Genomic DNA, 20478 nt, shown 5'->3' with positions numbered 1-20478 from the left:
ATATCATATAGCAGAGACAACAAAGGCTGCAATTGTAACAAAAAGCAGCCTAAACACTTAATTTTTAATAAGTGTTAACGTAATCAATATCACACATTTTTACGAGTAATAAACATCGAATCGCCGTAGCTAAAGAAACGATATTGATTAGCAACCGCTTGATGGTATGCATTCATCGTATACTCATAACTTGCAAACGCACTCACTAACATAATCAAGGTTGATTCTGGTAAGTGGAAATTAGTAATTAGCACATCGACGAGCTGGAATTGATACCCAGGGAAAATAAAGATTTCGGTATCACCAAAAAAAGGTTTTAGCTCAGTACCATTCTTAATTGCATCTTGTGCTGCACTTTCAAGTGAACGCACTGATGTGGTACCAACCGCAATAATACGGCCGCCATTAGCACGGGTTTCATTAACGGCAGTCACAACCTCTTGCGGTACTTCAACATATTCAGAGTGCATGTGATGATCGTTAATATCATCCACACGTACTGGCTGGAAAGTACCCGCGCCGACATGCAAAGTAACAAAAGCAAAATTAACGCCCTTCGCTTTTAAATCAGCCATCAGTTTTTCGTCGAAATGTAAGCCCGCAGTCGGTGCTGCAACTGCACCAGGCTTCGCATTATAAACAGTTTGGTAGCGCTCTTTATCCGCATCTTCATCTGGACGATCGATATAAGGTGGTAATGGCATATGCCCCACCTGATCTAAAATTTCTAAAACGGTTTGATCACTGTTAAAACGAATTTCAAATAGTGCGTCATGGCGAGCAACCATTACCGCAGAAAACTCACCCTGCTCACCTAATAACAATTCCATACCAGGCTTTGGCGGTTTAGATGCGCGCACGTGAGCAAGAATGGATTTATCATCCAACATTCGCTCAACTAACACTTCAATTTTACCACCAGACGCTTTATGGCCATACATACGCGCAGGAATAACACGGGTATTATTAAAAACTAATAAATCTCCAGCCTCAACCAGATCTAACACATCTTTAAAACCTTTATGTGCTAATTCACCGGTATTGCCCGTCATATGTAACAAACGACTCGCGGTACGCTCAGGTTGTGGGTAGCGAGCAATTAGCTCATCTGGTAACTCAAAATCAAAATCAGAAACTTGCATCGTAATACGCCTTAAATAACAGCAGGCGGGCATTATACTTAACTCCACCAAAGATGCGAAACCCCGAAGCAATTAAAGCGTATTTTCCATAACAAAACCGGAGCCGAACAATCTGCTCTGTCTTTATTTAACAATAAAAGATGAAGTTTAATCGTTTATGACATTTGAAATTTATGACCACCGTCATGGGATAATTGCCGATAATTCGCTACATTCAAAAGAGGATATTAACAAAAAAAACAATTAACTATTATATGAAAACGGGAGATTGCTATGTTTACTGTTGCCGATATGATGACTCAAAAACCATACACGCTATCACGCAATGACACTTTATTTGATGCTAAAGAAATGATGCAAACCCAGTCAATTCGTCATATACCGATCACTGATCATAACCATCATTTATTAGGTTTAATTTCTCAACGTGATGTCCTCGCCGCGCAAGACTCCAATTTAAAATCTGTTATCGTCAGTCATTCCCACTCACCATTAGAAGCCTTACTTGAACATTGTATGAACCGTGATGTGTTCAGTGTTGATAGTCATGCTGGTCTTAAAGAAGCGGCACTGTATATGCACAAACATCAAATTGGCTGTTTGCCCGTGGTTGAGAATAAACAATTGGTGGGCATTATTACTAACAGTGATTTTGTCGCCATTGCCGTGACGTTACTTGAAATGCAAGAGGAAGTGGATCCGGTTGAGCAAGAACAAGATGGCCTTGATGACCTCGGTGATATTGGTGAGATTGGTGATCTTGATATAGAACGTGGCTTATAACCGCTAATAAAAAGGGAGCATTACGCTCCCCCCGATAGTTTAAATTCCGTATCAAATACGCTTATTTAAACTGTTCTTCTTCTGTTGATCCTGTCAATGCCGTCACTGACGAATTACCACCTTGAATGGTATTAGTCATGGTATCAAAGTAGCCTGTTCCCACTTCTTGTTGGTGAGCAACAAAGGTATAGCCTTTATCTGCAGCTTCAAACTCTGGACGCTGTACTTTTTCAACGTAATGACGCATCCCTTCACCTTGCGCATAAGCATGAGCAAGTTCAAACATGTTAAACCACATATTATGAATACCCGCGAGCGTAATAAACTGGTACTTATAACCCATATTCGCTAATTCTTGTTGGAATTTAGCGATGGTTTCAGCATCAAGGTTCTTTTCCCAATTAAACGACGGTGAACAGTTATAGGCCAATAACTGATCAGGGTATTGCTCATGAATCGCTTCAGCAAATTTACGTGCTTCTTCTAAGCATGGCTTGGCTGTTTCACACCAGATTAAATCGGCATAAGGCGCATAGGCTAAACCACGTGCAATCGCTTGATCGATACCCGCCCGAACGCGGTAAAAACCTTCGGCAGAGCGATCACCAAGAATAAAGTCTTTATCATATGGGTCGCAATCTGACGTTAATAAATCGGCAGCATTAGCATCAGTACGTGCAATAACTAACGTTGTCGTTCCCGCAACATCAGCCGCTAAACGTGCAGCCACTAACTTTTGTACCGCTTCTTGGGTTGGGACTAAGACCTTACCGCCCATGTGACCACATTTTTTCACTGAGGCTAATTGATCTTCAAAGTGAACCCCAGCCGCGCCAGCTTCAATCATATTACGCATTAATTCATACGCATTAAGTACGCCACCAAAACCCGCTTCTGCGTCAGCGACAATCGGCAAGAAATAATCAATCCCTTCCGCTGGCGAGCCACCATTAGACCATTGAATTTGATCGGCGCGACGGAAAGAGTTGTTAATCCGTTTTACAACCGCTGGTACTGAATCTACTGGGTATAAAGACTGATCAGGGTACATTGCTGATGCGGTATTATTATCAGCGGCAACTTGCCAACCAGATAAATAAATCGCTTCAATACCCGCTTTTGCCTGTTGAACCGCTTGCCCACCCGTTAAGGCACCAAGACAATTAACATAGCCCTTTTTAGCGCTACCATTAACCAATTCCCATAATTTATCAGCGCCACGTTGGGCAATGGTATTCTCAGGAATAAATGAACCACGAAGATTAACAACTTCTTCGGCAGTATAAGTACGCTTAACGTGTTTCCAGCGTGGGTTTTCAGCCCAGTCTTGTTCTAGGGCTGCAATTTGTTGTTGGCGAGTTAATGTCATAATAATATCCCTCTAGTCAATCGGCGTTAGTCCGTTACTACACTAAATAGTCATACCCTTTTAGGGTTAAGAAATTGTCTAATTCATCACTAGTAACCAAATGCGACATTAAATAGGTTGCCTCATCAAAACGCCCCTTTGCCATCCGCTCCTGGCCTAATTCTTGCTGTAATACTTGCATTTCTTGAGTTAACATTTGGGTAAATAATGCTTTCGTTACCACTTGACCATTGGATAAGGTTTTTCCATGTTTTATCCATTGCCAAATTGACGCTCGAGCAATTTCTGCTGTTGCCGCATCTTCCATCAAGCCGTAAATAGGTACACAACCATTACCTGAGATCCATGCTTCAATATATTGCACCGCCACTCGAATATTATGTCGCATACCCGCTTCGGTTCGTTCACCATCACAAGGTGCTAATAATTCAGCTGCAGTAATGGGTGCATCTTGCTCACGACTCACATCCAGTTGATTCACTCGTTGATCAAGCACCTCATCAAAAATAGCGCGTGCAGTATCAGCTAACCCCGGATGGGCAACCCATGTACCATCGTGACCATTATTGGCTTCAAGCGCTTTATCGGTTTTAATTTTATTAAGTACCCACGCTTGTTGCTTGGGATCTTTAGATGGAATAAATGCCGCCATACCGCCCATAGCTAATGCGCCACGATGATGACAGGTACGCACTAATAACCGTGAATAAGCATTAAGGAAGGGTTTTTCCATGGTCACTACTTGGCGATCAGGCAAAACACATTCAGGGAAGTTGCGTAAAGTTTTTATATAGCTAAAGATATAATCCCAACGACCACAATTAAGTCCAACGATATGTTCTTTAAGATTGAATAATATTTCATCCATCTCAAATGCCGCGGGCAAGGTTTCAATCAATACCGTGGCTTTAATCGTACCGCGCGTTAAACCAAATTCATCTTCGGTATAACTAAAGACATCACTCCACCATGCGGCTTCACGATAAGACTGTAATTTCGGTAAATAGAAATAAGGGCCACTGCCTTTGGCTAATAACGCTTGATGGTTGAGATAAAAATACAAGGCAAAATCAAGTAATGCGCCAGGAATAGGGTTGCCATTCCACAAGATATTTTTTTCAATCAGATGTAAACCACGCACACGGCAGATCAATACCGCAGGATCATCATCAAGTTGATATTGTTTACCCGTTTTTGGGTGGGTATAACTGATGGTGCCATTAACCGCATCACGTAAGTTTTGGTGACCTTCAATAATCGCATTCCACGACGGTGAAAACGAATCTTCAAAATCAGCCATAAACACTTTTACGTTAGCATTTAGAGCATTAATCACCATTTTACGATCAACAGGACCGGTAATTTCTACACGGCGATCTTGTAAATCATGGGGAATGTTTTGTATTTTCCACCCTGCTTCTCTGATAGCACGAGTTTCGGGTAGAAAATCGGGGAGTTGACCACGATCAATCGCTAATTGCTGCTGTTCGCGCGCCTCTAACAATAACGGTACTCGCTCAGCAAATCGTTCAACTAACCGTCCAATAAAGGATAATGCATCTTCGGTTAAAATCTGTTGTTGCTGTTCCGTCAGAGGATGCTGCAGTAATAACTGAGTATGATCATTTGCTTGAATGGCTGTGTCTGTCATATGCACCTCCAGCTTGTAACTTAATCACTACTTTTATCAATAACAAAAGCAATGATTCCCTGTTAAATCATTTAAAGCATATATTTACGTTGCCGTAACCATAGCTGGAATGCAAATAAAAAACAGCTATTTGATACTCATCATAAAAACACAAATCAAATAATATCAAACAGTTACTGTAAATAGTGAAATATGCAAAATATCAAATTAATAAAAATATTAGCTCTTTACTCGGAATTTGAATTTATATTAAAAAAGGGGTTTTTGTATGTAGTTACGTAATTAAATTACACCGAACCTTATAATGGTATTTATTTAAAAACCCGTTTAAAACAAATACTAATATACAAATTACCTATAACAGCATGATTAATAAAATAATTAATCATCAATAATTAGAATAATAAAACAATTAACATTAAATAAGACTAAATAAAAAAGTCATTATTTTGCAATGAGAAACAAAATTATCCAACAAAACAGTGAGTTATAGATAGAATACTCGACAATATAATCTTTCGGTTATTTACAAATAGGCAATATATTCAACTAAAAATCATTAAAAATACCCATTAGCCATATAGCGCTCACAAAAAAGCCTGAGTAACCATAATAACTACCCTAAAATTGCAGTGTAATTAATGATTATTACTTCAGGCTTCTTATTACCATCACGAGCCATTAAACCGACTTACAATAAATCTTTAACAATATCACCCAACTTTTCAAAAACAGCAGTACGGCTTGATGTTGGTCGCCATACTAAACCAATCTCACGGTAAGCATCCTGACCTGGCGGTTCAATAATAACTAAATTTTGATTTTCTAAAATACCGTGTTTAATCGCCATTTGTGGAATAAAGGTCGTTCCTAAACCATTAGCAACCATTTGTACTAGAGTATGTAAACTCGTTGCCGTAAAAGGATTGATTTTTTCTTTCGAGGTTAATTTACATGCAGATACCGCATGTTCAGTTAAGCAATGCTCTTTCTCTAATAAGAAAACTGATTTATCGGGCAAATCAGCATAATGCAACGGCACCGTCACCGAGGCTGCTTGATTTTTACTGATCACCATTTTAAATGCATCACGTCCAACGACCTTACTCGACATACCATGAATATCGACAGGTAACGCTAAAATCAACACATCCATTTCACCATGCTGCAGTGCTTCTAATAAATTAGTCGTGGTATCTTCACGTAATAATAAATTGAGTTTGGGATATAAGAGATTAACTTGCTGTACTAAACCACATAATAAAAAAGGCGCAATAGTTGGAATACAACCCACCCGCAATGGTCCTTCCATAACATCCCCACTACAACGAGAAAGCTCGACTAAATCACGACTACACGCTAATAATTCTCGCGCTCTATCGACAACCTGCTCACCCATTGAAGTAAAAACTAAGGTTTTAGCCTTGGTGTCACGCTCAACGAGGTGACAGTCAAGTAAGTCTTCAAGATTTTGAATACCCGAACTTAATGTCGACTGGCTCACAAAACATCGTTTAGCCGCTTCGCCAAAATGATGTGTTTCCGATAGAGTAACTAAATAGTGGAGCTGTTTAAGTGATGGAAATTTATTCATCGTATTTTTCGATTACTTCAATCTGTTTATTCCGCTTTTTTCAATTTAACAGTTTAGCTATAGTTTGTCTCGTCCAAGTATGGAGCCCGCCTAAAAAGGTTGGCAATCCCCAATATTCAAGGAGCACCAAAATGGTACTAGTAGGTCGTCAAGCACCAGATTTTACTGCTGCAGCTGTTCTAGGTAACGGCGAAATTGTTGATTCATTCAACTTTGCAGAGTTTACTAAAGGTAAAAAAGCGGTAGTTTTCTTCTACCCACTAGACTTCACTTTCGTATGCCCATCAGAGCTAATTGCTTTTGATAAGCGCTTTGAAGATTTCCAAGCGAAGGGTGTAGAAATTATTGGTGTTTCAATTGATTCACAGTTCTCGCACAACGCATGGCGTAACACTGCTGTTGAAAACGGCGGTATCGGTGAAGTTAAATACCCGCTAGTTGCTGATATTAAGCACGAAATCTGTAAAGCTTACGATGTTGAGCATCCAGAAGCAGGTGTTGCTTTCCGTGGTTCTTTCCTTATCGATGAAGACGGCATGGTTCGTCATCAAGTAGTTAACGATCTACCACTAGGTCGTAACATCGATGAAATGCTACGTATGGTTGATGCATTGAACTTCCACCAGAAGCACGGCGAAGTATGTCCTGCACAGTGGGAAGAAGGTAAAGCAGGTATGGATGCATCACCAAAAGGTGTAGCAGACTACCTATCTGAGCACACTGCAGACCTAGGTAAGAAGTAATTACCTGCTAACACCATGCTCACGGTGTTATGAATTGCATTAGTGCTACATAGAGCCAAAGTCAGCTCAAATAAAAATACAATGAGGCTCGGAATATACCGGGCCCTTTTTTTATCTCTCGTTTAGCCGTTTATTTCATTTTCAACCGACCGCACATTATCAACTGCCACTGTTCGCCCCGCCTGCAATTATCTTCTACACTGAACACCCTCTTTTATAATATTGTTAATAATCAATGACTATTCAACTCGAAGTTTGTATCGATAACCTTGAATCACTGCGTTATGCCGAGCAAGGTGGCGCAACCCGTATCGAACTATGTTCATCACTGGCACTTGGTGGGCTCACACCCAGCGCTGGATTTATGCACGCTGCCGCTAAATATGCCACCGTTCCTGTTTATGCGATGATCCGTCCGCGCCAAGGTGACTTTTTATTTAGCAGTGAAGATGTAGAAATTATGCTGGCTGATATTTATGCGGCGAAACAGGCAGGATTACAGGGAGTAGTAATTGGCGTATTAACGCCACATGGCTTAGTCGACAGTGATATTGTGACTCGTCTCGTCAAGCAAGCACAAGGAATGGGCGTCACCTTTCATCGTGCGATTGATCAGTGTGTTGAGCCAATGGCAGCACTCGATACGATAATGGCAGCGGGCTGTGAACGTATTCTCACCTCAGGTTTACAAGCTAATGCCTATGACGGTATTAGCATGATTAACCAAATGCATCAACACTGTGGTCAGCGGTTAAAGATTATGGCAGGCGCGGGCGTTAATAGTCATAACGTACGTGAAATCATTGCTCGAACAGGCATTAATGAGATCCACCTATCAGGTAAAACCACCCGTCCAAGTCATATGATTACAGTGGCGAAACAAGCGCATATGGGTAGCGCTGATATTGATGATTTTGAGATCCCTATTACGGGCGCAGCCAATATAGCAGCAGTGATCGCTCAACTTCAGCTGTGATAACAATAACCACCAGCGGTTAAATCGGGACGTATTATCTAGCAATAGATCATCACGTCCCTTTTTATGTTTACGGTGCAGGTTCATTTTAGCACTGCCACAACATAAGCAATATTTGTTGCTAGAGCATATTTTTAATGTCTTCAGGGTTAGTGTGGCGAATATCTTTTCCTTGCACAAAATAGATAATATATTCGCAAATATTTTGGCAACGATCCCCAACTCGTTCAATTGAACGCGCCGCCCACATCACTTTCATCACGTTAGGAATCGAATTAGGATCTTCCATCATATAAGTCATTAATTGACGTATGATCGCTTCATATTCACGATCAATACGGTCATCTTCTTGATACACTTCAATCGCCGCTTTTACATCCATTCGTGCAAATGCATCGAGTGTTTCATGTAACATACGTACGGCATGCTGACCTAACGATTCAAGTGAAACTAATAAGTTATATTGCTTATTGGTAAAGTTCTCCGACGCAACTTTCGCAATACTCTCGGCAACATCACCAATTCGCTCTAAATCAGTAATGGTTTTAATGATCGCGATGACTAACCGTAAATCACTTGCTGTTGGCTGACGTTTGGCAATGATACGGGTGCAAGCTTCATCAATCGCTACTTCCATCGCATTGACTTTATGATCGTCTTTGATCACCCGTTTGGCTAATTCTTCATTTTGTTTATGTAATGCTTTTAGGCTGTCAGCTAACTGCTGTTCAACCAAGCCCCCCATTGCTAACACATGGGTGCGAATACTTTCTAATTCATGATTAAACTGACCAGAAATATGACGGCCAAGGCTAATTGTATTTAACATGCTGTCGATCCTTAACCATAACGCCCTGTAATATAATCCTCAGTACGTTTTTCTTTGGGAGTGGTAAATATATCATTGGTACTGGTATATTCCACTAATTCCCCCATATGCATAAAAGCGGTTTGATCTGAGACTCGCGCCGCTTGCTGCATATTATGGGTGACAATAATCACGGTATATTTTGCTTTTAGATCATTAATCAACTCTTCAATGGTTAAGGTTGAAATCGGATCTAACGCAGATGTTGGCTCATCTAATAACAAAATCTCAGGCTCAATTGCAATCGCACGCGCAATCACTAATCGCTGTTGTTGACCGCCAGAAAGACCAAATGCATTCTCATGTAAACGCCCTTTCACCTCATCCCATAATGCCGCAGAGCGTAACGAGCTTTCAACCGCATCATCAAGCACTCGTCGATCCCTGATCCCTTGTAATCGCAGTCCATAAACCACATTTTCATAAATTGATTTAGGAAAAGGATTAGGCCGTTGAAACACCATCCCGACTTGACGTCGTAAAGCGGCAACATCAACATTATTATCATACACATTCTGACCATGCAGCATGACCTTACCGTCAATATGGCAGCCATCAATAAGATCATTCATACGGTTAATGCAGCTTAACAAGGTTGATTTACCACAACCTGAAGGACCAATAAATGCTGTAACTTGGCCTTTAGCAACCCGCATGTTGATATCAAACAAGGCTTGCGTCTTACCATAATGGAGGTTTAAACCTTCTATCGACAATGCGGTTTTATCATCAGCCAATAACGATAAATCCAACGGTTCAAATAACCCCATTGGTGAGTGGTCGGTAAAGAGAGAACGATCGTTATACATAGGTGATCTCGTGTTATTGATACTGACGGTTATAGCTCTAAAGCGCGGAATTTTTCCCGAAGGTGATTACGTATAGCAATAGCCGTTAAGTTTAAACTGATAATAACCGTTACTAATAAAAATGAGGTTGCGTACACTAATGGTCGCGCCGCTTCAACATTAGGGCTCTGAAAAGCAACGTCATACACATGATAACCTAAGTGCATGAATTTTCTATCTAAGTGTACATACGGAAAATGCATATCTAAAGGTAATGTCGGGGCCATTTTTACCACTCCCACCAGCATCAATGGCGCAACTTCACCTGCCGCACGCGCCACAGCTAAAATAAGTCCAGTCATGATTGCAGGGCTTGCCATTGGCAATACAATCCGCCATAACGTTTCGGCTTGGGTTGCACCTAACGCTAAGGAGCCATTACGCACTGAACTTGGAATACGGGCTAAGCCTTCTTCGGTTGACACAATCACCACAGGTAATGTCATGATAGCTAACGTCAGTGCTGACCATAAAATCCCTGGCGTACCAAAGGTCGGTGTCGGTAATTGCGCCGAGAAAAACACATCATCAATAGTGCCGCCAACCATGTATACAAAAAAACCTAATCCAAACACGCCATACACAATCGATGGCACACCGGCAAGATTAATAACAGCAATACGAATCAGTTTCGTAAAACGATTATTACTGGCATATTCATGTAAATAAACCGCAGCAAGTACCCCTAATGGCGTTACCATCACGCTCATTAAAAGCACCATAAATACCGTACCAAAGATGGCAGGAAACACGCCACCTTCCGTATTGGCTTCACGTGGTGCTTCGGCTAAAAACTTATAGACCTGATGCCCCCAATGCTGCATTTTTTCAAACCACGACAAATTATTGGGCTGCCACATGTCCAACACTTGCATCATCGGAATAGTCACATTTTTGCCACTTTGATCGCGTAACACTAACGCGTCATGATCTAATTGCCCTTGCAACGCAAACAGTCTATTTTCAATATTCTTATAAATCGTGTTGTAATTTGCTTGCTCACGATCAATGCGTAAACCATCAACAGCCGTCAGCTTACCGCTTAATTCCAAACGTCTTTTTTCAATTCTTAATCGTTCTAAATGCCAGTTAATATTGGCAATCTCGTTACTTTGTAATGAGCGTAATTCTGAACGTACTTTATCAGCTTGGGCTAACGCTGCAGGTAACTGCGATAACGGTTGTGGTTCGCCGCCTTCAATAACACTGACGGGATAGCCATAAAACTTGCCATTACTTTCACGATCAACCACCGCAATATTATTCGCCACTTGTTGATGGATAATTTGCGAGCGTAATACGGTTAAAAAATCTAATGCGCCTTGACCACGATTACCGGTTTTAATTAAATAACGCGGCACACTGTTTTCAGTAAATTGACTAACATCGACACCAGCATCCGCAAGTTGATCCACCGGAACCATGGTGCGTTGATAAAGCTCACCGATCACGACTTGATGTTTACCATTAAGATTGACATCAAATTGATACACAGGTGCCGGCCAAAAATAACTCAAGCCTTTGTAGCCAATTAATAACAATAAACCGAGTACGGCAACCAAACTTAAGCTAACTGCACCTGCTGTTAACCAAATCCATGGCGAACCGGATTTAAACCATTTAATCATTGCTGTATCACTTATTTATAACGAACTGTATTTTTCGCGTAATCGTTGACGAACGACTTCAGCAATCGTATTAAAGACAAAGGTAAACACAAACAGCACAAAAGCGGCTAAGAACAGCACCCGATAATGTGAGCTACCGACTTCTGATTCAGGCATTTCAATGGCAATGGTTGCCGCCAATGTTCGTAGCCCTTGGAGTAAATTCCAATCCATAACAGGGGTATTACCCGTTGCCATTAGTACAATCATGGTTTCACCGACCGCGCGCCCTAACCCCATCATGATGGCAGAAAATATACCGGGACTAGCAGTCAATAACACCACCTTAGTTAAGGTTTGCCATTGCGTCGCCCCTAATGCCAACGAGCCTTTGGTTAAATGCCCAGGCACCGAGAAAATCGCATCCTCAGCAATAGTAAAAATCGTCGGGATAACCGCAAATCCCATCGCGATACCGACAATTAACGCATTACGCTGATCATACCCAATGCCTAAATAATTATTTAAATACCCTTGTAGATCACCATTAAAAAACTGGGTTTCAATCCACGGGCTTAACCCAAAACAGCTATACGTCACAATAACAATCACTGGAATTAACAAGGCGATATGGAAACCATTTGGCACCCGTGACCGCCATTGCCCAGGCAACATTGACCAACTCCAGCCGACAACAATAATGCTTAACGGTAAAAACACAATTCCTAGCGCAATCCCCGCCAAATATTGTTCAACAATCGGTGCTAACCATACTCCAGCCAGAAAACCTAAAATAACCGTTGGCAGTGCTTCCATTAATTCAACGGTAGGTTTAATGATTCTTCTGACTTTATTTGACATAAAGTAAGCGGTATAAATCGCCCCAGCAAGTGCTAAAGGAATGGCAAAAAACATCGAATAAATCGCCGCTTTAAGGGTGCCAAATACAATCGGGACTAAACTTAATTTTGGTTCAAACTCATCACTGGCTGAAGTTGATTGCCACACATAATCAGGTTCTGCATAGCCTTCGTACCATACTTTTTGTAATAGTGATGATAGGCCGATATCTGGATGGGCATTTTTCACTTGGTAAGTTTGCCAACGACCATTATCAAGCGTGACTAGCAAGTTTGCTTTCGGTGAAATGGCAATATCTATGGGTACGTTAGTAAAGACTTTTTCTTTATGTATGAGCTTACGTTCGGCAGTGTAATAAGCCGAAGTCGTGCCGTCTTGTTGAATCGCAAAAAAGCCTTTACGGTAATATTCGGGGACGATTTTCACTAAAGGACTCGCCGAAAACGTAAATGTTCTCACGTTAACTAATTGCCGTTGTCCTTGCTTAACCACTTCAAACCATTGAGAAATAGTATTATCAGAGTTAGTAATTAATAACGAATTAGCGCCAGATAATAAGGTAATTGAAACAGGCGTACTGCTGCCAGTGGCAATATTTTCAATTTTCCGCAGAAAAGCCGTTTTTGGGGTTAGCTTATACAGATATAAATTTGACCCACTGAGCAAATATAACGTCTTACCATCAGGGGTTAATTGAAAATCATCAATCTTATCGGGAGTATCTGCGATCACAAACTGCTGCTGTTGCCACCCGTTAGCACGTTGGACCACATTTTCAGGCAGTAATAAGCTCAATCCATAAAGATGATTAGTCGCAGTTTTACCGACCACAATAGTGCGATCATCACGCCCTGAAATAGCGAGTTGCGTGATCGCTTCTCCCGCAGGTGCCAGTGTTAATGGCGCTTTACCAAAAGGAAATTCAATATGAGGCTGTAATTGTTTATGTGCAGCAGCAAAAGTTAGTGAGAACTCTGGCTTAACAACAGTCACCTGACCTTGGTTGGTGCCATAAGCCACCATCCCATCACGCGGCAAACTCACCGCGTATGCTGTAGGATCAGTAATAATCGTCTGCTGTTTGATCACCGCAGCTTGATGAGATTGCGGTTGTAAATCAACAAAGGTGACGTTGCCATCACGGCTAAAACGGTAAGCAATGGTATTGCTGTCATCAACCCCTAACAACGCAGTTTTACTGGTCACGGGTAATGAAAAATGCTGTTTAGGTGTAACAGAAACTGATGAGAAAATAGGCACGATCACATACAGCAAATAAAAGAAAATCAGCATCAAGGTGATCAAGACAAAAATACCACCCGCTGTTACGCCAACCCGCGTTAATTTATCTTTACCACGGCGAAAACGATTTTCTTTCCTTAATAATGTGCTGGCGTTTGCCATTATGACCTCTAACCTATTTATACGCTTAAAAGTGTATTGCTATTTTATGACAAATTTATGACAGCGCTCAGCATGATGATGATTTGGGTTGGCTAAATTACACTTTGCAGCCATGCTTAAAAAACAACCACCTTGATAGATGCCATCATAATGTTATAACGACAAGGAAAAACATGATGAAACAACTGATTGTAACCATTATTGGTAAAGACAAACCAGGGCTTGTAGAACAACTCTCTGACACCGTTTATTTACATCATGCTAATTGGGTGAGCAGTTCACTCAGTCAACTTGGAGGTCAGTTTGCAGGCATAATACAAATGGAAGTCGCCAATAAACATTTTGTGCCACTGCGCCAAGCATTAACTGACATTGAAGCGCTGCAAATCCACATCGTCGAAGATCACACTCAAACCGCCACCCCTTATGTTGCTCAACAACTCACTGTTACGGGTAATGACCGCTGCGGTATTGTTAAAGAAGTCACCCAGCATTTAACTCAGCTTGGGATTAACATTGCTAAACTAAAAACCGAGACCCACAGCGCACCTAACTGGGGCTATCCTATTTTTGTGGCTGAATTTCAATTGCACACGCCAACAGAAATTAACCAGCATATGATTCAGCAACAATTAGAGCAGTTAGCAGATGATTTAACTATAGATATTGAAACACTTAGCTAAATCAATTAGATGGCATACACTAGAGCAATGTAACGCGAATCATCATGCTTTACCATGCCATTTATCCTAATATTCCGAGTTAATGGCTGTAAAGTGGCAAGGATATTGACACCGAATGACCATCAACAATCGTTATCTTGAAAAAGAACTTAGCTGGCTAGCATTTAATGAGCGAGTATTACAACAAGCAGCGGATAAATCGGTACCGCTGCTAGAGCGAGTCCGTTTTTTGGGCATCTATGCCAATAATACTGATGAATTTTACAAAGTGCGGGTGGCAAAGATTAAACGCCAACTATTACATTGCCGAGATCAACATCATCCACAACAATCATTACTCGATCAGATTCAACAACGAAGCTTACAAGCACAACACACTTTTGATGTTATCTATCGTGCACTGCTAATGGAAATGGCACAACGGGGGATTTGTCTACTTGATGAACATCAACTCCAGTCACCGCAGCAACAATGGCTCAAGGACTATTTTAGGCAGCATATCCAGCCTCATCTTACGACGATATCACTGCCCAATAAGCTGAATACGACACCGCTACATTCAGCACCCTTTGATTTAGTGCAGCGTTTACATCATCATTGCGCGTACTTAGCCGTAACAATCAAACGTAATCATAATGTTGATTATGCACTAGTTGAAATTCCAACCGATAAATTGCCCCGATTAGTGCAACTCCCCGCGAGTAACAATCAACACCAACTAGTGTGGCTTGAAACCATTATCCGCTACTGTATTGGTGATATTTTTACAGCGCAACCAACCGCAGATCAGCTCAGTGTGTATGCCATCAAGATAACCCGTGATGCTTGTTATGCGCTTAACCAGACCAGTGAAGATACCGTCTTAGAGCAACTGTCACAGGGGCTAAATCAACGCCTAACGGCAAAACCACTGCGGTTAGCTTATCAACACACCATGCCACCACACTTACTCAACTTGTTAAAACATCAACTCAAGCTATCTTGTTTCGATACCATTATTGCTGGCGGGCGTTATCAACACATCAATGATTTTATTGATTTTCCTATTATCGGTAATAAATACTTTAACCATGCGCCATTACCGACAATTAAGAGTTACCCTTTTAGCCGCGCTAAAACAGTTTTCGATGCCATAAAAGCGCAAGATATCTTATTGTATTACCCTTACCACAGCTTTGATCATGTGATTGATTTTGTACGTCAAGCCGCGTTAGATCCGATGGTGAGTCAGATTAGAATTAATATTTATCGGGTCGCAAAACGATCGACCATCATTGATAGCCTGATCACCGCAGCCAATAATGGTAAACAGGTAACAGCAGTGGTGGAACTGCAAGCCCGTTTTGATGAACAAGCGAATATTCGTTGGGCACGACGATTAATCGCCGCAGGGATCACGGTCTTATTTGGCGTTGTTGGGGTGAAAATTCATTCTAAGCTGTGTCTTATTAGCCGTCAGGAACAGCATCAGTTAGTTCATTATGCTCATATAGGTACAGGTAACTTTAACGAGCAAACCGCTACAACCTATACCGATTTTTCATTGTTCACATGTCACCCAGAGATCACTCATGAAGTGCAGCAATTATTTGATTACATTGCCAACCCCATCCGTAAAGTGCATTTCAACTATTTAATTGTCTCACCAACCGATGCGAGGGCACGTTTAAACGCACTGATTGACAGTGAAATTGACCACGCGCAACAACATCACCCTGCTGGCATCACCCTCAAACTGAACAATTTGATTGATAAAGGCTTAATTGATCAACTTTATAAAGCCAGTCAACATGGGGTTAAGATCCAATTAATCGTCCGTGGAATGTGTAGCCTAATCGCAGGTCTGAAAGGCATTAGTGACAATATTACAGTTATTAGTATTGTTGATCGCTTTCTTGAACATGCGCGAGTGTATATCTTTACCAATAATGGCAGCCCTAAAGTGTTTATTTCCTCCGCCGATTGGATGTACCGTAATATTGATCGGCGCATTGAGGTCGGTTGTCCTATTTTATCGCCAGTACTTAAGCAACGTATTATTGATATTATTAATCTACAACTGGCTGATAACATCACAGCGCGGCTCCTTGATCAATCAATGAGCAACCGTTATGTCAGTCGTGGTAAGCAGCCAAAAATACGCGCTCAAACCGCGATTTACCACTATTTACAACGCAGTGAAGATCACTTACAGCGACTTGCACACAAGGAGAAAAAATACCATGCCAAGCCATAATCAACCTCATGCTCCACAACAACACCCGTCACAACCACGACATATTGCAGCTCTTGATCTTGGATCTAATAGTTTTCATTTGGTGATTGCGCGGATTATTGGTCAACGCTTACAAATCATTAGCCGCTATAAACAACGAGTTCAGTTAGCCTCAGGGCTTGATAGTCAGCACAACCTTAGCCAAGCTGCGATTGAACGCGGCTTAACCTGTCTAGCTATGTTTGCTGAAAGACTGCAAGGTTTTGAACCTGAAAATGTACGCGTTGCAGCAACCTACACCCTGCGCCAAGCACGTAATGCCGATATTTTTATGGGTCGCGCAGAAGCGATTATACCTTACCCGATTGAAATTATTGCTGGCACAGAAGAAGCTCGATTAATCTATTTAGGGGTGGCACATACTCAACCACAACAACACAAAAGACTGGTGATTGATATTGGCGGTGGTAGCACTGAATTAATCATTGGCTCAGGGTTTGACACCGATATCATTTCCAGTAAACACATCGGTTGCGTGAGCTACAATAAAACCTTTTTTGCTGATGGTAAGCTCAATGACACTAATTTTTCCGCAGCACAATTAGCCGCACGTCAGAAGCTAGAAACAATCACCAATCAATATAAGCAACTTGGCTGGCAAAAAGTGCTCGGCACATCAGGCACCATCAAAGCTATTCGAGAAGTGCTCATCGCTCAAGGTCATCATGATGGGGTAATAACCCAACCGCGATTACAGCAATTAATCACCGCAATCATCGCTTGTAAACAGCAACATAAATTAGTGTTAGACGGATTAAGTGAAGATCGAAAACCTGTTTTTGCAGCAGGCGTGGCGATTGTGAGTGCGCTTTTTTCAGCCTTTAACATTGATAAAATGCATTTTTCAACGGGTGCATTACGAGAAGGGGTATTGTATGAAATGGAGCAACGTTTCCGTCATTGTGATATTCGCAGCCGCACCGCCAATGCAATAGCAGAACAATATAATATTGATATGCCCCAAGCTCAGCGAGTAAAAAACACCGCCCTCGCCTTGTATGCACAACTTGAATTATCACCTACTGACAAACACCCCGAATTAGCCTCTTTATTAGCATGGGGAGCATTATTGCATGAGGTCGGTTTGAGCATCAGTTACCCCGGTTTTCATCGTCACTCAGCGTATTTATTACGTTATAGCACTATGCCGGGGTTCAGTGTCGATCAACAAACACTGCTTGCCACCTTAGCTCGCTTTCAACGTAAGCGGTTAAAACTAGATGAAATGCCACCACTGACGATTTATAAGCGTAAGCAGTTATACCCATTAATTCGCGCCTTACGGTTGGGTGTCACCCTTAATGGTCAACGCAGTACGACTCCCATGCCGCAAATTAGTGTCACTGCCAATAACGAGCACTGGCAATTAACCCTGCCCCAAGGTTGGCTAGCAATCAATACCCTTCTCGCTGCCGATCTGGCAACCGAGCAGCAATATTGGCATAAGGCAGGCTGGACATTGAGTATTGGGGAATAAGTGGCGAGTGGTGAGTGGCGAGTGGCGAGTGGCGAGTGGCGAGTGGCGAGTGGCGAGTGGCGAGTGGCGATAAATTAAAACAGGATTGTGATAGCTAAACAGCAACTTTTGCGGGTTTTTTAATGAAATGCGATTGATAACACTGTTTGGCGATTTAATAACATCGTTAACAAAATAATCATGCTGTATTTTGGTAGTTGTTGGCAATCTCAACGTCTTAAAACAAGGCTTATGGGCTCTATTTTAAGCGAAGTGTGATCGCGCAGTACGGGATAGATGCCATATGTTAAATAGAGCCGTTTTTAGAGAAAAGTCATGCTAGGTGACGAGTGATAGGTCTTTATGGTCTTAAAATCGATTCTAGAGGCGATTTGACGGGTGTTTAGGTAGGATTAAAAAGACCTTTTAAAATATCTAGGCAATTTCTTTTTGTTTTGTCTTTTTTGTATCTAAATCAATTTTAATTTCATGTAGACGAGCAATAACTTCTTTTACTGAGATTATTGCTTCTGGCTGCTGTCGTTCAATATGTTTAAGTTCACTGTAGTATCTAAGTAGTTTGCATTTCCTTTTCATTTTCACTGTCCTTGTTTGTCTTAGATGACTAACAGTAGATTATATGAGATATGTTTACTATTGTTTTGATTAATCCTAATCAATCGTCATGCCAGCCTTTCTTGTATCTAGCCGTTACACTGTCTCAGATCGCATTAGATGCCATATGTTAAATACAGGCGTTTTTAGCGCAAAGTCATACTACGAGCTGAATGATCGGTATTTATGGCTTTAAAATCGTTTCTAGGGGCTATTTAACGGGTATTTGGGTTATGGTTCTGCTTGTGATGTAATATTTTGTAACGAAATATATGAGGGTGGTATTTAAATTTAATGGTATATGTTTTTTAAAAATAATATGTTGCTATTTATAGGAATAATAGAAGAAAAATAATGACCATGACTATTAATAATATAACAGAAGCATTATTAAATAATGAGTTCTGTTTTTATTATCAACCTCAAGTTGATCTAAAAACACATAAAGTGTGTGGAGCTGAAGCTTTAATAAGATGGATTAAACCAAGTGGCGAAATAGTATCGCCATATGAGTTTATTCCTTTTTGCGAAGAAAATGGATTTATTACTACTCTTTCTTTTTATATGATTGATGTATTTATTAAGGATGTTTCAAATTTATTAAAAGTTAATAAAAACTTACAGTATTCAATGAATTTATCTGTTTTAGATCTAAAGGATAAATGTTTTCTTGATAAAATCAATAAAAATCAGGATGGAGACTGTAAATTAAATATTAACTATGAAATAACAGAAACGGCAGTTAATAACTTAACTGACGATATGCTTGTTTTTGAAAATATATCTCTTATTATGGATGATTATGGGACAGGATATTCAAATCTTATTTCATTGATAAATACACCATTTAACAAGATAAAGTTAGATAATACTCTTATAGGTGGTTTGTTTGATAATAAGAAAAATCAAGTAATCATAACGGAAACGATTGCTTTAGCTAAGAAGTTAGGCATAGGAATTGTTGCTGAAGGTGTTGAAGATTTAAAAACATATGAGTTTTTATTAGAAAATGGATGCTCTGAAATACAAGGGTATTATATATCAAAACCCTTGCCTTATGACGATTTTGTAACCTTCATGTCTGAAGATAAAACTTTCTTTTCTTATAGTTGTGTTTCACCTGTTAAATTATCTTTATTAAATCATATTTTATGGATTGAGAACATTACAGAAGTTGTTAATAAAAAAATAAAAAAAGAACATATAAACGAAAATGAGACCTTACGCTATATTAAAAATGGGAATGAATGTGATTTTGGTCAGTGGTATAATAATAAAAAGCATTCTTTTTTTAAAAAAAATAAACATTTTATAGCATTGAGCGATATGCATTATCAAGTGCATTTAATAGCGCGTAATATGTTAAACAATTATCACTTTAATGATGATGTCGAATTACTAGCCAATTTTAAATTATTAAATGAAAAATCAATTATTTTAACGCAAGAAATGTATGCTTTGAATCATGACATATTAATGCATAACTTTTTAATCGCTAAAGATAAATTAAAAAGACGAAATAAGAATGGTTTTAATTATAAAAATAGCCACTAACTTTGATACGCATAAATAGATATACTGTTAAATACCGCCCATCGTGGCG

At 40.4% G+C, this 20478-nt stretch carries 16 protein-coding genes; 7 read left to right on the top strand and 9 right to left on the bottom strand.

The features are described from left to right. Nucleotides 1-89 precede the first annotated feature (89 nt). A complete protein-coding gene (gene queA / locus BTO21_RS00965; RefSeq protein WP_045030788.1) occupies nt 90-1142 on the bottom strand; it encodes a tRNA preQ1(34) S-adenosylmethionine ribosyltransferase-isomerase QueA in 1053 nt (350 codons plus the stop codon). Nucleotides 1143-1415: 273 nt separating this feature from the next. On the opposite strand from queA, the gene BTO21_RS00960 reads away from it, so the two are divergent. Then, complete coding sequence (locus BTO21_RS00960) at nt 1416-1925, top strand: CBS domain-containing protein (RefSeq protein WP_045030790.1); 510 nt, start codon at nt 1416-1418, stop codon at nt 1923-1925. Between the two features lie 61 nt (nt 1926-1986). Here the strand turns inward: BTO21_RS00960 and aceA are convergent, their stop codons facing one another. The 3 genes from aceA to BTO21_RS00945 all read right to left on the bottom strand — a co-directional run bounded on the left by aceA (nt 1987) and on the right by BTO21_RS00945 (nt 6539). After that, nucleotides 1987-3294: an isocitrate lyase gene (gene aceA / locus BTO21_RS00955; RefSeq protein ID WP_045030792.1), complete on the bottom strand. Its 1308-nt coding sequence runs from the start codon at nt 3292-3294 to the stop codon at nt 1987-1989. 37 nt (nt 3295-3331) lie between these two features. Next, complete coding sequence (aceB, locus tag BTO21_RS00950) at nt 3332-4945, bottom strand: malate synthase A (protein WP_105026657.1); 1614 nt, start codon at nt 4943-4945, stop codon at nt 3332-3334. Between the two features lie 691 nt (nt 4946-5636). Then, entirely contained in the window at nt 5637-6539 is a 903-nt protein-coding gene (locus BTO21_RS00945; protein ID WP_065192580.1) for a hydrogen peroxide-inducible genes activator, read from the bottom strand. 131 nt (nt 6540-6670) lie between these two features. On the opposite strand from BTO21_RS00945, the gene BTO21_RS00940 reads away from it, so the two are divergent. Together BTO21_RS00940 and BTO21_RS00935 are read left to right on the top strand one after the other, a co-directional pair. Continuing rightward, nucleotides 6671-7282, top strand: coding sequence for a peroxiredoxin C (locus BTO21_RS00940; RefSeq protein WP_045030794.1), 612 nt, complete (start codon nt 6671-6673; stop codon nt 7280-7282). A 235-nt stretch (nt 7283-7517) separates the two neighbouring features. After that, nucleotides 7518-8258 carry a copper homeostasis protein CutC gene (locus BTO21_RS00935; RefSeq protein ID WP_045030796.1) on the top strand — a complete coding sequence of 247 codons (741 nt, stop codon included), beginning with the start codon at nt 7518-7520 and terminating at the stop codon, nt 8256-8258. Nucleotides 8259-8379: 121 nt separating this feature from the next. Here the strand turns inward: BTO21_RS00935 and phoU are convergent, their stop codons facing one another. From phoU to BTO21_RS00915, 4 genes are all read right to left on the bottom strand, one after another. Continuing rightward, nucleotides 8380-9087 carry a phosphate signaling complex protein PhoU gene (phoU, locus tag BTO21_RS00930; RefSeq protein ID WP_036795870.1) on the bottom strand — a complete coding sequence of 236 codons (708 nt, stop codon included), beginning with the start codon at nt 9085-9087 and terminating at the stop codon, nt 8380-8382. 11 nt (nt 9088-9098) lie between these two features. Continuing rightward, complete coding sequence (gene pstB / locus BTO21_RS00925) at nt 9099-9896, bottom strand: phosphate ABC transporter ATP-binding protein PstB (RefSeq protein WP_181314537.1); 798 nt, start codon at nt 9894-9896, stop codon at nt 9099-9101. Between the two features lie 68 nt (nt 9897-9964). Beyond that, nucleotides 9965-11602: a phosphate ABC transporter permease PstA gene (gene pstA, locus BTO21_RS00920; protein ID WP_045030799.1), complete on the bottom strand. Its 1638-nt coding sequence runs from the start codon at nt 11600-11602 to the stop codon at nt 9965-9967. A 15-nt stretch (nt 11603-11617) separates the two neighbouring features. Continuing rightward, the gene (locus tag BTO21_RS00915; RefSeq protein WP_045030800.1) at nt 11618-13846 is read right to left on the bottom strand and encodes an ABC transporter permease subunit; all 2229 of its coding nucleotides are present in this window, start codon (nt 13844-13846) and stop codon (nt 11618-11620) included. A 173-nt stretch (nt 13847-14019) separates the two neighbouring features. On the opposite strand from BTO21_RS00915, the gene BTO21_RS00910 reads away from it, so the two are divergent. From BTO21_RS00910 to ppx, 3 genes are all read left to right on the top strand, one after another. Further along, nucleotides 14020-14529 carry a glycine cleavage system transcriptional repressor gene (locus BTO21_RS00910; RefSeq protein WP_332839900.1) on the top strand — a complete coding sequence of 170 codons (510 nt, stop codon included), beginning with the start codon at nt 14020-14022 and terminating at the stop codon, nt 14527-14529. Between the two features lie 115 nt (nt 14530-14644). Then, on the top strand, nt 14645-16765 hold the full coding sequence (ppk1, locus tag BTO21_RS00905; protein WP_045030805.1) for a polyphosphate kinase 1: 2121 nt from the start codon (nt 14645-14647) through the stop codon (nt 16763-16765). Continuing rightward, the gene (ppx, locus tag BTO21_RS00900; protein ID WP_045030806.1) at nt 16752-18281 is read left to right on the top strand and encodes an exopolyphosphatase; all 1530 of its coding nucleotides are present in this window, start codon (nt 16752-16754) and stop codon (nt 18279-18281) included. The genes ppk1 and ppx overlap by 14 nt, the downstream gene beginning before the upstream one ends. 414 nt (nt 18282-18695) lie before the next feature. Here ppx and BTO21_RS20000 read toward each other — a convergent pair whose 3' ends face one another. After that, nucleotides 18696-18857, bottom strand: coding sequence for a hypothetical protein (locus tag BTO21_RS20000; protein ID WP_170064489.1), 162 nt, complete (start codon nt 18855-18857; stop codon nt 18696-18698). A 372-nt stretch (nt 18858-19229) separates the two neighbouring features. Between BTO21_RS20000 and BTO21_RS00895 the strand changes: the two genes are divergently transcribed. Then, nucleotides 19230-20429, top strand: coding sequence for an EAL domain-containing protein (locus tag BTO21_RS00895; RefSeq protein WP_052672691.1), 1200 nt, complete (start codon nt 19230-19232; stop codon nt 20427-20429). Nucleotides 20430-20478 lie beyond the last annotated feature (49 nt).

Origin of the sequence: Photobacterium phosphoreum, assembly GCF_002954725.1 — a bacterium.
In the GTDB taxonomy this organism is placed as follows: domain Bacteria; phylum Pseudomonadota; class Gammaproteobacteria; order Enterobacterales; family Vibrionaceae; genus Photobacterium; species Photobacterium phosphoreum.
This window is presented reverse-complemented; position numbering and strand designations above follow the sequence as displayed.